The 16,408-nt window shown below is 40.5% G+C and carries 12 protein-coding genes; 4 read left to right on the top strand and 8 right to left on the bottom strand.

Features of this window, described 5'->3' with window-relative positions:
• Nucleotides 1-23: 23 nt before the first annotated feature.
• From FZF09_RS17725 to FZF09_RS17760, 8 genes are all read right to left on the bottom strand, one after another.
• Nucleotides 24-1,178, bottom strand: coding sequence for an iron-containing alcohol dehydrogenase (locus FZF09_RS17725; RefSeq protein WP_158737931.1), 1,155 nt, complete (start codon nt 1,176-1,178; stop codon nt 24-26).
• 24 nt (nt 1,179-1,202) lie between these two features.
• Entirely contained in the window at nt 1,203-2,096 is an 894-nt protein-coding gene (dapA, locus tag FZF09_RS17730; protein ID WP_199256819.1) for a 4-hydroxy-tetrahydrodipicolinate synthase, read from the bottom strand.
• Between the two features lie 136 nt (nt 2,097-2,232).
• Nucleotides 2,233-3,174: a phosphoglycerate dehydrogenase gene (locus FZF09_RS17735; protein WP_158737932.1), complete on the bottom strand. Its 942-nt coding sequence runs from the start codon at nt 3,172-3,174 to the stop codon at nt 2,233-2,235.
• 4 nt (nt 3,175-3,178) lie between these two features.
• On the bottom strand, nt 3,179-4,660 hold the full coding sequence (locus FZF09_RS17740; RefSeq protein ID WP_233269542.1) for a tripartite tricarboxylate transporter permease: 1,482 nt from the start codon (nt 4,658-4,660) through the stop codon (nt 3,179-3,181).
• Between the two features lie 23 nt (nt 4,661-4,683).
• Nucleotides 4,684-5,166, bottom strand: coding sequence for a tripartite tricarboxylate transporter TctB family protein (locus tag FZF09_RS17745; RefSeq protein WP_158737933.1), 483 nt, complete (start codon nt 5,164-5,166; stop codon nt 4,684-4,686).
• A gap of 71 nt (nt 5,167-5,237) precedes the next feature.
• Entirely contained in the window at nt 5,238-6,284 is a 1,047-nt protein-coding gene (locus FZF09_RS17750) for a Bug family tripartite tricarboxylate transporter substrate binding protein (protein ID WP_158737934.1), read from the bottom strand.
• Between the two features lie 769 nt (nt 6,285-7,053).
• Nucleotides 7,054-7,860 carry a MurR/RpiR family transcriptional regulator gene (locus tag FZF09_RS17755; RefSeq protein ID WP_158737935.1) on the bottom strand — a complete coding sequence of 269 codons (807 nt, stop codon included), beginning with the start codon at nt 7,858-7,860 and terminating at the stop codon, nt 7,054-7,056.
• 210 nt (nt 7,861-8,070) lie between these two features.
• Nucleotides 8,071-9,405, bottom strand: a complete 1,335-nt coding sequence (locus FZF09_RS17760; protein WP_158737936.1) for an aminotransferase family protein — start codon at nt 9,403-9,405, stop codon at nt 8,071-8,073.
• 347 nt (nt 9,406-9,752) lie between these two features.
• On the opposite strand from FZF09_RS17760, the gene nhaC reads away from it, so the two are divergent.
• The 4 genes from nhaC to FZF09_RS17780 all read left to right on the top strand — a co-directional run bounded on the left by nhaC (nt 9,753) and on the right by FZF09_RS17780 (nt 16,400).
• A complete protein-coding gene (gene nhaC / locus FZF09_RS17765; RefSeq protein WP_158737937.1) occupies nt 9,753-11,207 on the top strand; it encodes a Na+/H+ antiporter NhaC in 1,455 nt (484 codons plus the stop codon).
• Between the two features lie 199 nt (nt 11,208-11,406).
• On the top strand, nt 11,407-13,530 hold the full coding sequence (locus FZF09_RS17770; protein WP_158737938.1) for a sigma 54-interacting transcriptional regulator: 2,124 nt from the start codon (nt 11,407-11,409) through the stop codon (nt 13,528-13,530).
• Nucleotides 13,531-13,902: 372 nt separating this feature from the next.
• A complete protein-coding gene (locus FZF09_RS17775) occupies nt 13,903-15,291 on the top strand; it encodes an aminotransferase family protein (RefSeq protein WP_158737939.1) in 1,389 nt (462 codons plus the stop codon).
• Between the two features lie 26 nt (nt 15,292-15,317).
• On the top strand, nt 15,318-16,400 hold the full coding sequence (locus tag FZF09_RS17780; protein ID WP_158737940.1) for a C45 family autoproteolytic acyltransferase/hydrolase: 1,083 nt from the start codon (nt 15,318-15,320) through the stop codon (nt 16,398-16,400).
• Nucleotides 16,401-16,408 lie beyond the last annotated feature (8 nt).

Raw genomic sequence — 16,408 nt, forward strand, 5'->3', positions numbered from 1 at the left:
ATATATTTCATTTCTCTTTTCATTTAGAGGAGCAAACGACGATAGATCGTTTCAATTTCTTTGACACTCATTTGTTTAGGGTTATTATCCATCAATCGCTTCACGTTGGATGCTGCTGCGGCAAGATCAGAAACATCGTCTTCTTTTACACCGAAAGCTCGCAAATCCTGCGGGATTTCCAGCTCAGCTGTTAACGACTGAATGCTTTCGAGTACATCATTGGCATTGCCGCTTTTCGACAATGACGTTTCCTGTGCAACCATTTCCAACCGTTCTTCAACAGCATCATAGTTAAATTCCATCACGTGCGGCAGCAGCATAGAATTAGCTACCCCGTGTGTAACACCAAACGAACCGCCAATCGGATATGCCATCGCATGAACCGCTGCCGTTCCAGCTGCACTTAAAGCCATTCCGCCAAGCATAGAACCTAGCAGCATATTTTCTCTCGCCGTTTCATTCTTGCCGTTGTGGTAAGCTTCCAAAATGTTATCACTGATTAATTTCATGCTCTCCATCGCAAACATGTCACTAAGAGGATTGGCTTTATTTGAAATATACGATTCTAAAGAATGAGTAAATGCATCCATTCCTGTTGCCGCTGTAATAGGCTTCGGAAGCTCCAGCGTTAAGGCAGCATCTAAATACACTTGCTGCGGAAGAAAGTACTGGCTTACAACCCCGACTTTCAATTCTTCTTCTGGCAGCGTTAAAATAGAATTCGGCGTAACTTCTGATCCCGTTCCCGAAGTCGATGGGATCAGAATCATTGGAACACCCGGCTTTTGTATTTGTTCAATGCCCATCATTTCCCGGACAGATTGCTCATTTGTGTGGCACACAGCAAAAAACTTCGTTACATCTAATACACTGCCACCGCCAATGCCAATCATCGCGTCATACTGTTCTTGGTTGATTTCTTCCACTGCCTCTTCCACATAATGAATGGTAGGTTCTGGCGTAACATCCGAACGAACCGCAGATGTAACGCCAGCGCTTGATAACGCTTCTTGAAGCGTATCAACATAGCCGAACTTCAACATAGAAGGCTGAGCAATAATCAACACATTCTTGATATCTCCCGGCAGCTGATGAATATTATCTTTAATCGTTTTTACGACTCCAACTCCTGTAAAAATTCGGTTGGCACTTCGAAACTGATAAAAGTTCGCCATCATAATCTTCTCCTTTCTGTATTGGCTTTACCCCGTAATGTATGGCTCGTATTGTTTTAACACTTCCCGCAGCTCTTCTTGAATGTCGCTCGACACGCGATGGACCGGTTTTCGCGGCGCCCCGATATCAATGCCTAATTGGCAAACCGCTTCTTTAAACACTGCAGGCGTGGTGGCACGCTTGGATAACGTTCGTATCGGTAAAAGAGCTTCCTGGCTTTTTTCCGCTTCTTCAACCTTGCCATTAGCCCAATTATTGTAAATGGAAACAGCTAATTCCGGGAACATATTGGATGTAGCCGCCACACCGCCATTTCCACCAGCTTTTAATGTGTCGAGAATCAATGAATCTGCGCCTGACAATACCGCAAAGTTTTCTGTTTGTTCGATATATTGTTTAATAAGATTAATATCACCGCTGCTGTCTTTAATACCAATGATGTTAGGAATCTTTGATAATCTAGCAACCGTTTGCGGGTCAACAGAAACATTGGTGCGTGACGGCATATTGTAAATCATGATTGGAATGGCAACGTTTTCTGCTACGTCCCGGTAATAGTCGCATAACTCTTCTTGAGACGGCGGGTCAAAATAAGGAGTGATTACCGATAAACAATCCGCTCCCAAGCTTTCCATTGTTTTCGAACGCTCGATAACTTCCCGCGTGCTGTTTCCACCGGTCCCTACAATCACCGGAACGTCGCCGTTTGCTTCTTCAATCGAAGCTTTTGCAACCAGCTTTTTCTCCTCTTCATTTAATACATGAAATTCACCATTCGTCCCCAGTACAAATAATCCATTTACGCCAGCATCTAACACGCGCCTTGATAGCTGGCGGACTTTGTTTTCACTCACGTCCCCGTTTTCATCAAACGCCGTTAAAAGCGCCGTAATCACACCGTCTAAATGCACTTCCTTCATACCCGTCTCCTCCTAATTATTCACAAATTGCCTCTTCTCTTTTTATTTTGGCGCAGAGTGTTTTTAATTGCAACTTCATGTGAAATATTGTTTAATACTGCAACAATAATGATCAAAAAAAAGTTAATAGATTCTCCTATTCATTTACTACATTTGTCAGCTCTTTTTCTTGCAGAGCATTAAGAATATTTTCTGCTGTTTTATCACTTGTTAACCTGCTCGCTTCATCTGTGTAAGCTGCCATGTGCGGAGTAACAATTAAATTGTCTAATGATAACAGCTTTGGATCTACGTTTGGTTCTTTTTCAAACACATCAAGAGCTGCCCCTCTGATTTGGTTGGATGTTAACGCCTCAGCCAATGCAGATTCATCAATCAATCCACCGCGAGCCGTATTAATAACGACGGCGTTTGATTTCATTTTTTGTAAAGCCTCTTTATTAATCAGATGTTTGGTACTCTGTAATAACGGGAGATGCAGAGTGATGTAATCAGCGGTTTCGTAAAGTTTTTTTAAATCTACTCGCTCAATGTCTAGATTTTCTTCTTCAGGGGAAGATGGGGCAACGTCATAACCAAGAATGTTCATATCAAAGCCTGTTGCTCGCTTTGCCACACCTTTGCCAATCTTTCCTAATCCAATAACACCCAGTGTTTTTCCAAAAACCGATGTTCCATCTATTCGTTTCCAATCCCCTTCTTTAACCAGTTGATGGGCTTGTGGAATGGTTCTGGCAGCACTAATCATTAAACCAAAAGCTAAGTCAGCTACGGCGTCACTATTCGTACCAGGCGAGTTCGTAACAGGAATACCAAGTTGCTCTGCTGCTTTTAAATCGATATTGTCTACTCCTATCCCATGTTTGGCAATAACTTTTAAACGGCGGCCCTGTTCAATCACTTCCTTATCTACCTTGTCTACACCTGCAATAAAAGCATCAGCTGTTTCAATTTCATCTAACAGCAAATCCCTGTCATAGGGAACAACCCATATAAATGTGCAGCCCTCTTTTTCCATGCTTTTAACTGTGTCTTTGTTGTATACACCAAAACTTGGTGAAGTGACTACAATTCTCATAAACTTACACCTCTTTTTTTCGATTATTTCTCATAATTAAAATTACCGTTACAACAGTAAATATAAAGAACAGCAGCGCTATTGGCCTCGTGAAAAATGGTGCGATACTTCCATTACTTTGAATTAATCCGTTTCTTAAGTATTCCTCGAAATCAGCACCAAGAAGCAATGTGATAACTAAAGGTAATGGAGAAAATGACCATTTGTACATGAAGTAGCCTACAATACCGAAAATGAGCATGATCCATACATCTTCCACCCGGTAACCAATGTTGTAACTTCCTGCCACTGACATCACAATCACAATTGGCAGCAGGTACCATTTGCTAATAGACAATAACTTAGGAAAAATTCTAGCTCCTATTGTCACCATGAAGATATACATAACAAGGACCGACAATAAGAAAGCAACAAATATTCCAATAATAAAATCGGGTTGATTTGAGAATAAAAGCGGCCCAGGCTGCAAACCTTGAAGCTGCAGTCCACCAAGCAAAATAGCTGACACTGCATCTCCTGGAATTCCTAAAGCAAGCAGCGGAATAAGAGCACCGCCAATAACAGCGTTGTTAGCCGTTTCTGAACTGACAACTCCTTGAATATTTCCTTTTCCAAAAGAGTCAGGGTCCTTGCTGGCTTTCTTGGCTTGATCATAGGCTACAAAAGTAGCTAATGACTGGCCGATACCAGGGAGAATCCCTATCATAGATCCAATAATCCCGGAACGGAAAAAGTTCATCGATGAATCTTTTATGTCTTTTAAAGGTGGAAGGATTTTACTTGCCGTCACCTTTGGAATAATTGAATCGCTATCTCCATCTTTCATTTCTATAAAAACTCTCGATATTACAAATAAACCAATCATCGCCGGAATAGCCGGTACTCCGTTATTTAGCACAGAGAATCCTAAAGGATTTCTTTCTACAGCATTAATAGGATCAAATCCCCAAGAGGCTATAATCAATCCTAGTAAACTCATAAGTAAGCTTTTATAAAAATCTCCTGTTAATCCGGCAACCATTACAAAAGCAAAAAGCATCACCATTGTATATTCAAAAGGTGTAAACAAAAGCGCAAAATTAGCTAGTTGAGGTGCAATTAATATTAGCAGAACCAATGAAATTAATGATCCTATTAAATTGGATAACGAACCCATAGCTAAGGTTTGGGCACCCAACCCTTTTTTTGCTAACGGATACCCATCAAACGTAGTGGTTAGTGATGAAGGAGTACCGGGCATACCAATGAGTATAGAAGCCACAACCCCGCCAGATATCCCTCCAATATAAGCTCCAATTAATGTTGCTATGCCAGTTACCGCGTCAAGCCCATACGTAAATGGCAGTAAAATAACGACAGCTAATGTAGCGGTCAGACCTGGAATAGCCCCAAAAATTACTCCCATAACCGTACCAAGAATAATATAACCAATGGCAGAGCTGGTTAAGATGTCTATTAACGTATTAACAAAGTTAGCAAAATCCAATTTAAGAACCCCCTACCACCAAATCAAATCAATAGAGTGTTTGGCAGATACACATTAATAACGTCAAACAAAAAGAATAATACAACAGTTAGCACGACACTAAATAGCATAGAAGAAAATATTTTTTTGGTTTGCCACTGCTGCATAAACCAGGTAAGAGTAAATATAAAAATGAGTGAGGTTACGAAAAAACCAATATACGTAAAGCCCACAGCATAGAAGACCAGCAATCCCATCATTAGATATACGGTTTTATTAGAATTTGATTCATCAGCCTGTTCCTTTTCCTCTTCTTTTTCCGCTGCTGGAAGGTCCTTATTTTTGAGTTTTAAATAAATAATATTACCTAATGATGCTAGGACTAATAAAACGGCTAAGATTAATACATAGTTTCGTTGATTTAAAACGTCCCCTTCAAATCCATTAGGATTAATATTAAAACCCGTAAAGAAAAATAATATTCCTAAGAGAATCATAATTGTTTGAATAGCAAATCTGCTCATCATTAGCCACCTCAGACATAAAATGAGTAAAATAGGTGGAACACCGTCCACCTATTCACATTAGGCTTTATTACTTACTCTGCCTCCTGCTCTTCGGCGTCTACGTCAATATTGCCGGAGAGGTCCTCAAAAAGTGCTTGCACATCTTCATTTATCTCTGTAAATTCTTCTTTATTTAAGAATTTTGCCTCTACCCCATTGTTTTCTGCGAATTCTTGAAATTCATCTGTTTCAACCACTTGCTCTAACGTGTCTTCTAATTTTTCCACTACTTCTTCTGGTGTTTCTTTAGGAGCATAAAGACCAAATCTTACATTTACATCTTGATCGAAATCAAAATCAGACATCGTCATTGCATCTTCCATTAACGGATCGAAGTGCGGTCCTTCACTAGTTGAAACTAAAGGAATAACATCTCCAGATTCTACATAGCTGATTGCATCAGGCGTGGAAGCAATTCTTAAGTCTACTTGACCGCCTTCATGCGCGGTAATCAAATCTCCTCCACTTTGGAAAGGCACCACTTTAAATGCATCTTCGCCTCCAGATGCCTTGGCAATTGCTTCATAAGCCAGGTGTGCCGTAGATCCTACTGCAGGTATCCCAACTGAAATAGAACCTGGATCTTCTTTGGCTGCTTCTAAATATTCATCATACGTAGAATATTCAGAGTCACTGCTGCCCACTAATACATTCGGAGTATAAGTAGCTTGCCCGATCAAGGCATAATCTTCATAAGAAATATCGATTTGATTCACTGCATTCATAGAATTCAAGGTAGAGTGATGGAGAAGTACCGTGTGGCCATCAGGATCAGCATTTAATACTTCTTCCAACCCATTTCTAGTATTAGCCCCAGGTAAATTAACAACGTTTACATTTTCAGATAAGAGATCATTATTTTGAATCGCTTCGCTAATGGCACGTGCGTGTGAATCACTTGCCCCGCCTGGATCATAAGGAATGACAATTCGAACCTCTTGTGTAGGAAAATCCATTTCTGCATCTGCGTTTGAGCTTGAACCGGTTCCCGCCTCTTCATTATCTCCTCCTGAATTACAACCAGCTAAACCTGCTACCCCAATAGATAGTGCGCTTGCAAGCAACCATTTTTTCATCATAGTAATATTCCCCCCGTTTAATTGATAAATTAAAAATTATTAATCTTTGATAAGTACAACATACAACTAATTGCTACTTTAACTCTCACCCCCTAGTTTCTGCTGTCATTTAAAACGCTTACAATTTTAATTGCCTATAAATTTCTAAATATCTTATTTGGAATCTTATTATACATTGATTTAATTTGCAATTACATTTAGAAAATAGTTTAAATTTGCAACACGGAATTACATAAAAAAAGACCCGGGCGGATACCTGCACCAGAGGTCTGTCATTTATTCTCTTGGTAATGGAAAAGGCGGTGTGAGAGTTGCATAATCGCTGGTAACTGGAGCAATAATGACATCCTAATCTAATGCCAATTCATTTCCGACAATAATAACAGGGCGCTGTTTAGTCTAACGAGTTCCTTTAAAAGGACATCTGCTAACCGAACATCACCCTATTTCATCTCACTGCTCATTGTAGATGTCATCCTCCTCATTTGAGATGTAACTCCCACTCTTATTTCAACATAAAATCCCATTTACCCTTGATAATACATGTAAATCAGCAGTGTTTTTCACACATCTATTAAAAAGTAATAGCTATTAGTAACCTGTATTAATCTTGAACATTCGTTTGCTAATTAGCATGTTAGGTTTGCAGGCAAAAGAAGAAGACAAAACCAAGCTGATATCTAGATATCAGCTTGATTTGGCCTGATAATAATAGTATTCTTTGTTGATTTCTCTCCTTAAACTGAACCCGTTCGTGCTAGACCTGGTCTTATATTTTTTTATAATGATTTAAAGCATTTACCGTCTTTTTATAGTGCTTTGCTGCCTGCTCATTTTGCACAAGCATCATGCTTAATATGTCCAGGACATAAATCATCGATAATTGCGAATTGATAAGGCCTTTGGCTTCGTGAATTTTCAAATTAGAAGTAAACAGCAATATATCTGAGGTTTTACTTAACGGCGTTTGATCATGATTTGTAATACTTATTACTTTTGCTCCCTGTTTTTTTCCAAGTTGACAAGCATCAATAACTTCTCTTGTCTCCCCAGAATTTGATATAGCTAAAATCACATCTTCTGACCCGAGTATCGAAGAGTTTATCAGCATGACATGGGAATCGGTGTGGGCATCCACTTTATACCCCATCCTAAGCATTCTTTTTTTCATTTCCTCTGCGCTCAGCCCCGAGCTTTCAATACCATAAATATGTATAGAATTTGCTTTTTCTAACCAACTGACAGCAATTTGCAGAGCTTTTTCATCCAAGACCTGCCGAGTGGATTGGAGCACCGTGTCATAAATGTCATCCACACTGCCAATAATACCAGTTGTTTCTGAGTGTCGCTCCACTACATCCCGCAGTAAAATTTTCAATTCCACAAAGTTTTTGCAGCCTACCTTACGGCTAAAACGGGTAATCGTTGCTTCTGACACTCCAATATTTTCTGCTAGCTCTCCTATATGAATATTTAAAAGATCTTCTTTATGTTCCATTATATAATCTGCTATTCTTTTTTCCATTTTGCTTAACTTAGGATAATTTACTTGAATGTGTCCAATGATAGATCCCATGGGAACGTCTCCTCTATGGATAGGTTGTCCTTACTTATCTTAGCATACTTTTTTTTATCATTATAAAGCATAGGAATCCAGCCCGTCTGCCGTGAAGTCTTTTGCCGGAGCAATAGTTTCACTTATGCTTTGACCCTTTGCAAAGTTATACTTCCTAACGCACAAAAACCCCGAAGATATTCCTCCGAGGCTTAACTTATTCAGCTTTTTTTAAGATTTCTTTAATACCTGTTCTTTCAATGAAACAATACAATCCTCCAGGATTTCAACCATCTTTTCTACTTCTTCTTTCGTAATGCATAATGGCGGCGCAAACACTAACGCATCCTGCTCTCCGAATACAACGGAACGGCAAATCAGACCTCGTTTTGCAGCTTCAGCTATAAGAAAAGGAGCTTGTTTTGCTGCGAATTTTTCTTTGGTCTCTTGATCTTTTACAATTTCTAACCCGACCATTAATCCTTTTCCACGAACTTCACCTATCGTACTTCTTCTCGCTTGTACGGCTTTAAATCCCTGGATCAGTTCATCTCCCCTGATCGCAGCGTTTTCCTGAAGTCCTTCCTTTTCTATTATTTCGATGTTCTTTAGAGCCACAGCACAAGACATTGGGTGGCCGCTGTACGTATACCCATGAAGCAAAACACCATCTGAAAGCTTTTTAAAATCATCATGCATTTGTTTGGAAAGAACGACACCGCCTAGAGGGGCATAACCGCTCGTCACCCCTTTAGCAAAACACATCATATCCGGTACGACTCCTTCTTGTTCCATTCCGAACATAGTACCAGTACGACCAAAACCGGTAATAACTTCATCAGCAATAAATAAAATTCCATATTCATCACAAATTTGCCGCACCTCTTTAAAATAATGTTCAGGCGCCGGGTGGACTCCTCCTGCTCCTTGAATCGGTTCAGCTATAAAAGCGGCTATCGTTTCTGGTCCTTCTTGTTCAACGAGTTGACGAAAAGACACAGCAGATTGACTATCAGCGAAATAGAAGTCTGGCGCTAAGGAATTCGTAAAATCCCGAAACGGCTTGATGCCAGTAGCACTCGTTGCCCCCATTGCTACACCGTGGTAAGAATTATTTCTGGAGATAATTTTCTTTCTCTCTGGCTTTCCTTTTAACATCCAATAATGACGAGCAAGTTTATAGGCCGTATCATTTGCTTCAGATCCTCCGGACGTGAAAAAAACAGCATTCAACTCTCCAGGAGACAGGTCTGCGATTTTGGCAGCAAGCTGAATGGCTGGTTCATTGCTAAATGTAGAAAAACTAGACGTAAAAGCTAATGTTTTCATCTGTTCACTGGCTGCTTCAGCCAGCTCTTTTCTTCCGTGTCCTGCATTAACATTCCAAAGAGAAGACATTCCATCTATAACCTTATTTCCGTTTGTTTCTTTGAGATACACACCCTTCCCTTCTGTAAAAATAAAAGAGGGACCGTGTTCTTGCTGTTGTTTAATGGGAGAAGTCGGGTGCATAAAATGAGCTTTGTCTAAAGCTGCCAGCTTCTGTGTCTTTTTTTCGTTTGTCATTTTAGAATCTCCTTTTTTCATGATTTCTTTTAAAAGACGATATGCTATGGGTATTGCAAATTTTGTGCCAATCCTAAGCCGCCATTTTTATTATAGAAATAACTTTATTTGGAAGCTTTTATTTAATTCATGGAGAACGACAGTTTCCTATGCACAACCGAATAATTTATGCAAAAATGGGTAGAAGGATTATTATTTTTTCTAAATCATCTAAAAATAAAGCCTTTTTTGAGTTGGCATAATAATTGCATTTATTCCAAGAAAGGATGAGCAGTAGCTTTTGCCCGTGAACATAGAACTACCTTGAAAATTATGCCAAATCTATCATTAAAGGAGATGAACAGATCATGGATGAACGAAAAGAAGAACGAGAAATGAAAAAACCTACTTTTAAGCTGGCTCTTATACCGATAGGCTTTATGATTGCTTCGTTGTTTATTGGAATCCTACAATTTGATTTAGACCCTCAAATCCCTCTTTTAATAAGCGGAGGGGTAGGCGCCATTGTAGCCATGTCTCTAGGGTTTACATGGAAACAGCTCGAAGAAGGAATGCTCAATGCTATCAGATTATCCCTTCAGGCCGTTATTATCTTAATGATTATCGGTGCCATTATCGGTACGTGGATAGCAGCTGGCATTGTGCCAACCATGATCTATTACGGTTTAGATATTTTGAACCCTTCCTATTTCCTCGTTGCTGCCTGTGCTATATCCTGTGTGGTCGCCATCGCTTCTGGAAATGCGTGGACAGCTGCCGGTACGATTGGTATTGCTTTAATGGGGATTGGGGAAGGTCTTGGGATGAATCTCGGAATGGTAGCCGGCGCTGTTATATCAGGAGTCTATTTTGGAGATAAAGTTTCTCCCCTATCTGAAACAACGAATCTCGCTCCCGGTATAACAGGGACGGAGTTATTTGAACATATAAAACATATGATGTTCACCACCATTCCAGCGCTGATTATCGCTTTGCTGCTCTATACGGTGCTTGGCTTTTACGTTTCTGGAGAAGGCGCGACCATTGAGCAAGTTCAAACCTTGCAATCCCAATTAAGTGAATATTTTGTCATCACGCCATGGCTGCTTTTAGCTCCATTAGCCATCATTATGATGATGATTAAACAGATGCCTGCCATCCCCGCCCTTACCATTGGTTCGCTTATCGGAGTGGTTTTTGCAGTAGGGTTCCAGGGCACTGGTATCGGAGAAGCGATTAACATTATGTATTATGGGTTCTCATCAGACACCGGTCTTGAATTTATGCAAAACCTTCTTAATAATGGCGGCATTGAAAGCATGCTTTATACGGTTTCCTTAATCTTGATTGCCATGTCCTTTGGAGGCATTCTAGAAACATCAGGTATTCTTGAAGCGCTTGTAATGGGATTGCTCCGATTTGCCAAAAAAACAGGCAGCTTAATTGCGACCACGATTGCTACGTGTATAGGAGCTAATATTATTGCTTGTGACCAGTATTTATCTATTATTTTGCCGGGGCGGATGTACGCCAAAACGTTCCGAGAAAGAAATCTTCATTTGAAAAACTTATCGAGAACACTTGAGGACGCCGGGACAATGACATCACCGCTCGTACCCTGGAACACATGCGGAGCGTTTATGTTTGCAACGCTTGGAGTATCAGCGTTTACTTATGCTCCCTATGCTTTCCTAAACTTAATCAGCCCCATTGTAGCCCTTATTTACGGTTTTATCGGATATAAGATCGAATATGTGCCAAAGGAAACAGCGGAAGATGAACGAGAATTGACAGACAACAACCTTACAAGAAAAAAAGCCTAACGATCCTTCCGGAGGAGATCCCAGCCATCTCCTCCGGTTTTTTGACGGCACTCCCACATCTGTCTTCCTATTGTTATACTGTTAAGAAAGTATCAAAATTTTAGTGGTAACAGTATAAGTTAAACTTCGGCTTTCGCCATGAAAACTCTGCGAACAGGAGTTTTTCTAATACTTTCCGAGTAAAAAGGAGTGAAAACCGATGCCTATGGTGATGAAAGAAAAGCTCCATCCTCTTTTTTGCATCTCCGTTGACCCTCCTGAAAAGGAGTGGAAAGCAAAACTATCAGAACATAAAGAGCCATTTATATTTCTTAAAAGTAAAGGAAGCGTGTATGCTTTCGTGTATAGCGATGACCTCCGTATCAATACATGGTCCGATCCCGAAATAAACGTAGAAACTCTTATCACCCACGCTCATTCCCTTGATAATGTTGGCATTTTAAAACCAGAAGAAAATACGTCACTGCCGTTTATTTTTCAGACACTCGGGGAGCCGATTGCTTTAGCAAAGGATGAACATGGAGAGTATCTAGGATATATGAGACGAGAAGATTTGCTTGTTGAGCTTTTCCGTCAAGAAAACCAAAACAGCAACCTGCTAAAAACGATGCTCTCCTCTATCCCTATGGGGATTTTTGTAGTAGACAAAGAAAAGAAATTCGTCAATTGTAATGAAGCCGGCCTAAAAATGATTAATTCCTCTTACGAAAAAATCATGGGAGCAGACGCGGAAGTGATTTTTAACAACGATCACCTCGAAAAAGTATTTATCTCAGGGGAAACGGTCCTTAACCAAATTCAATTCACCAATGATATGGGCATTCTGGTTGATTTCAGCCCCATTCTTAATAACGATGGCCAGGTTGACGGTATTATGATTATTGTTCAGGACTTGCCGATGGTAGAAGAAATGGCAATGGAAATCGAATATGTAAAAGACTTAAACGCTGATTTAAATGCCATTCTCACTTCCATGTACGATGAAATATTAGTCGTGAATCATAAAGGAGAAATTCTTCGCTACAGTGATAATTTCATTTCAGATTTTTGGGAAACGGATTTAAAAGAATTATTAGGAGAGAATTTGCTCGCGCTAGAAGATAAGGGAGAGTTCAGTCCATCTGTCGCACGCCTTGTGATCGACAGGCAGGAAAAAGTTTCAGTCGTTCAAGAAACCAAAAACGGAAAAAACGTTTTCGCTGTAGGCAATCCAGTTTTTAATGAAAAAGGAGAGCTTCATCGAATCGTTATTGCCTCTAGAGATATTACCGAAACAACTCGTTTAAAATCAGAATTGCAGGAAACGAAAAGACTTTCCAAAAAATATAAAAAAGAACTAGAAAATTTAAAAAGCAAAGACCAATTTGCGAAAAAAATCATTTACCAAAGCACAAAAATGGAACAAATTATGATTAAAATTGAAAAACTGGCTGAATTCAACTCCACCGTTTTAATTCTAGGAGAATCCGGCGTTGGAAAAGAATTAATTGCCGAATCCATACATCAGTACGGCAGCCGATCCAATCAGCCTTTTCTAAAAATAAATTGCGGTGCTATTCCAGAAGACTTGCTTGAAAGCGAATTGTTCGGCTATACCAAAGGAGCGTTTACAGGCGCCGATACAAGAGGAAAAACCGGCTATTTCCAAAAAGCAGACAAGGGTGTTTTACTCCTCGATGAAATCGGCGAAATTCCGCAGCGGCTTCAAGTTAAATTGCTCCGTGTTTTGCAGGAAAAAGAAATTACACCCGTTGGCAGCACCCAATCAATACCGGTTGATGTCCAAATTATTACGGCGACCAATAAAAATTTGGAAAAAATGGTGGCAGACGGAACATTCAGAGAGGATCTTTTCTATCGAATCAATGTTATTCCAATTACGATTCCGCCGCTTCGTGAAAGACCGGAGGATGTCCCGCTGTTAGCCTTTCATTTCTTGAAGCAGCTAAACGAGCAGTACGGCAAAAACTATCATCTTTCCCCTGAAGCATTGAATGTCTTAGAAGTCTATCCATGGCCTGGTAATATTCGCGAGCTCCAAAATCTCATTGAACGTTTTGTCGTTTCAGCCGAAGAGGACGTCATCTCTGCTGACTTTGTCAGTCCATTTTTAAACTTCGGCAAAAGCGGCAGCGCCAAACCGCTTATCACCGATATCATGCCGTACCAACAAGCACAGGAGTCCGTCGAAGAACAATTGATTCTGCTCGCAATGAAAAAGTATAAAACAACGAGTAAAGCTGCTAAAGCTTTAAAAATCAGCCAATCGGCTGTCAGCCGGAAATATCAAAAAATATTGCAAAGACAACAAAACAACGTATAAGTATAGATTAACCCTTTTTATGCAAATAAAAATACCCTATGCATAACTGCATAATTTCACCCCTATATAACAAAGAGAGCTGGCTTGCGCCTGCTCTTTTTTTATTCTTTCAGAAGTTTAACTTTCCTAAAGGATCAAAGTTAAGAAAAACTACGGTTTTCGCCACTTGGACTTGGCGGCAAGTCAAGTTTTTCTAATGGATTTTATATCTCTCTTTGAAAGCTGCTCCCCTTCTCCTGCCGATTATCAGTATGTTTTTTAGGAAGAAAAGAAACAGCCGCCACCTCCCATCCCATTACTCGTGTTTTAGTTGGCACAGGATTTGCATTTTCTATAATTAGCAGCACCAATGACAACTTAGGAGGTTTTAAAATGACGGAGCATCTTATCGATAATAAGAGCCATGCCAAACAGGTAGAAGAACTCGATAAAAAACATTACTTGCACCCCACCACTATCCCTAAAAAACATGTAGACCATGGCCCAAAACTAACATTTTCAAACGGACATGGCATTTATGTTCATGATACAAAAAAAGATACCTATATAGATGGAATTTCCATGTTGTGGAACGTTAACCTCGGCCACGGTCAGAAAGAATTAGCGGATGCTGCTCATCACCAGATGTCTACCCTGGCCTATAGTTCATCGTTTGCCGGCTATTCTAATGAACCTGCTGTTTTGCTTGCTGAAAAACTGGCTGCCCTTGCCCCCGGAGATCTCAATGCCGTTTTTTATACGTCCGGCGGTTCTGAATCCAATGACACGGCCTTTAAACTGTCTCGGTTCTATTGGCAGCTAAAAAACCAGCCGCAAAAAACGAAAATTATTGCACTTGAACAAAGCTATCATGGGGTCACGATTGCCGGTCAATCAGCTACCCATTTAGCAGCATTTCATAACTTTGCCGGCTCGTCTATTAACGGTGTTTTGCATGCCAAGCCTCATCTAACAGAATGCGAAAAAGGCAGCACCAGCCACCCGGAATATGAAGGCTGTATTCGCCACATCGTGGAAAAGGAAGGCGCTGATACGATTGCGGCCGTCATTATAGAACCTGTACAAGGATCGGGAGGAGTCCATATGCCTCCTGCTGGTTATATGGAAGCAGTGCGAGATCTTTGTAATGAGTTTAATATCCATATGATTGCAGACGAGATCATTTGCGGTTTTGGCCGTACAGGGAAAATGTTCGGTGTTGATCACTGGAATGTGGTGCCGGATATTATGTGTACTGCTAAGGGTATTACGAGCGGGTATTCTCAACTCGGTGCGGTTCTTCTCCATCAGAACATACGAGATACCCTCGTTCAATATGAAGAAGTGCTTGCTCACGGCTTCACTTACAGCGGCCACCCAACAGCTTGTGCCGTAGCGCTTAAAAATCTAGAAATCATGGAACGCGACCAAATCGTGGATCACACGAAAACCATGGAAAAGCATCTTCTTCAAGGACTCGGTTATTTGAAAGAAAAACATTCAATGGTCGGAAAAACAAGAGCGCTTGGACTGCTGGGAGGCTTTGAAATTTTTGCAGACAGTGAAAAAGAAATCGAATTTGATCCTTCTTTAACGGCAGCGGCTGCTTTAACGGAAGAATGCTTTGCCCGTAAATTAATCCTCCGTCCCCTTGGCGCTGGTGTTGGCAAAAATATTATCGCCATTGCACCGCCGCTTATTATTACAAAAGACGAAATCGAAAAAATGATTAGTATTATAGATGACTCTCTATCAGCCTTAAGCAAAAAGCTGAAGGCTTAAACGAAGCATAAGAAAAGGAGCTTTATATGAAAAAACTAACGCTTACTGGTTCTGCAAAGGAAATAGGCTATCAACACGGTTATGAAGGCAAAGACGAAGTGCACCAAAGTTTACAAACGTATGAAAAACTATTTTACGGTTATAAAAAAATGAATTGGCAAGCAGCAAAAGAAATAGCTCTCACCCATATGGATGCCATTGAAAAATACAACCCTGCTTTCATTGAAGAGATGGACGGAGCAGCCGAGGGAGCAGGAGTTGACTTTGAAGACATTTTAGTTTTAAACACGCGCAGCGAAATCGCTTTAACGACAACATCAGAAGGACCGGCGTTTTCAGATGGCTGCACGTCGATTGGGATCACCTCCCCTATTACCGATCAAACGATGATTGGCCAAAACTGGGATTGGAAAGCATCGCAAACCAAAAGTTTGCTGCTGCTTCATATCGAACAAGAAAACCTTCCTTCTATCAAGATGGTAACCGAAGGCGGCATTATCGGAAAAATCGGGATGAATAGTGCAGGGATGGGGGTTTGTTTTAATGCCCTGCTCACTGACCAAAAATCCAATCAAGTTCCTGTCCATCTTGGACTGCGCAGCGTCTTGAATGCTTACACCTTAGAGGAAGCAATCTCACGCATTCATGACGGTCAAATGGCGTCTTGTGCGAACTTTTTAATAGGCAGTGACGATGGCAGCGGGAACGGCCTTGCGATGAATGTTGAAGTATCGCCTTTTGGGATTGATTTATTAGGCGGTGAAACTGGAAAAGTCGTTCATACCAATCACCTTTGTTCTAAGAAAATCCAACAGAATGTTACAGACCTGAATACGTTCAAGCAAACAGATTCCTTATTGCGCTATAAAAGAGCAGAGCAGCTTATTAATGAAAAACAGTATCGGAAGGCACCTATAAACGAAGAGACGATGAAAACGTGGTTCGCTGATACGTTCAATGCACCCAATTCAATCAATCATTTTGAAAACAAACGAGCTCCAGAACACAGACAAATAGAAACAGTTTTTTCTATCGTTATGAATCTTACGGAACGTCATGCATCTGTTTGTGTCGGTAAGCCTGCCGAAACAGCATTTCATCATATTTAAAGGAGGAA

It is taken from the genome of Alteribacillus sp. YIM 98480 (assembly GCF_009765375.1).
GTDB lineage: Bacteria > Bacillota > Bacilli > Bacillales > Marinococcaceae > Alteribacillus.

What these genes read in the sequence shown, in the direction of transcription:
- FZF09_RS17750 (WP_158737934.1), bottom strand. Translation starts at nt 6,284, where the DNA reads ATGATGAAAAAATGGTTGCTTGCAAGCGCACTATCTATTGGGGTAGCA.
- FZF09_RS17760 (WP_158737936.1), bottom strand. Translation starts at nt 9,405, where the DNA reads ATGACAAACGAAAAAAAGACACAGAAGCTGGCAGCTTTAGACAAAGCT.
- dapA (WP_199256819.1), bottom strand. Translation starts at nt 2,096, where the DNA reads ATGAAGGAAGTGCATTTAGACGGTGTGATTACGGCGCTTTTAACGGCG.
- FZF09_RS17755 (WP_158737935.1), bottom strand. Translation starts at nt 7,860, where the DNA reads ATGGGATCTATCATTGGACACATTCAAGTAAATTATCCTAAGTTAAGC.
- FZF09_RS17735 (WP_158737932.1), bottom strand. Translation starts at nt 3,174, where the DNA reads ATGAGAATTGTAGTCACTTCACCAAGTTTTGGTGTATACAACAAAGAC.
- FZF09_RS17775 (WP_158737939.1), top strand. Translation starts at nt 13,903, where the DNA reads ATGACGGAGCATCTTATCGATAATAAGAGCCATGCCAAACAGGTAGAA.
- FZF09_RS17745 (WP_158737933.1), bottom strand. Translation starts at nt 5,166, where the DNA reads ATGATGAGCAGATTTGCTATTCAAACAATTATGATTCTCTTAGGAATA.
- nhaC (WP_158737937.1), top strand. Translation starts at nt 9,753, where the DNA reads ATGGATGAACGAAAAGAAGAACGAGAAATGAAAAAACCTACTTTTAAG.
- FZF09_RS17780 (WP_158737940.1), top strand. Translation starts at nt 15,318, where the DNA reads ATGAAAAAACTAACGCTTACTGGTTCTGCAAAGGAAATAGGCTATCAA.
- FZF09_RS17725 (WP_158737931.1), bottom strand. Translation starts at nt 1,178, where the DNA reads ATGATGGCGAACTTTTATCAGTTTCGAAGTGCCAACCGAATTTTTACA.
- FZF09_RS17770 (WP_158737938.1), top strand. Translation starts at nt 11,407, where the DNA reads ATGCCTATGGTGATGAAAGAAAAGCTCCATCCTCTTTTTTGCATCTCC.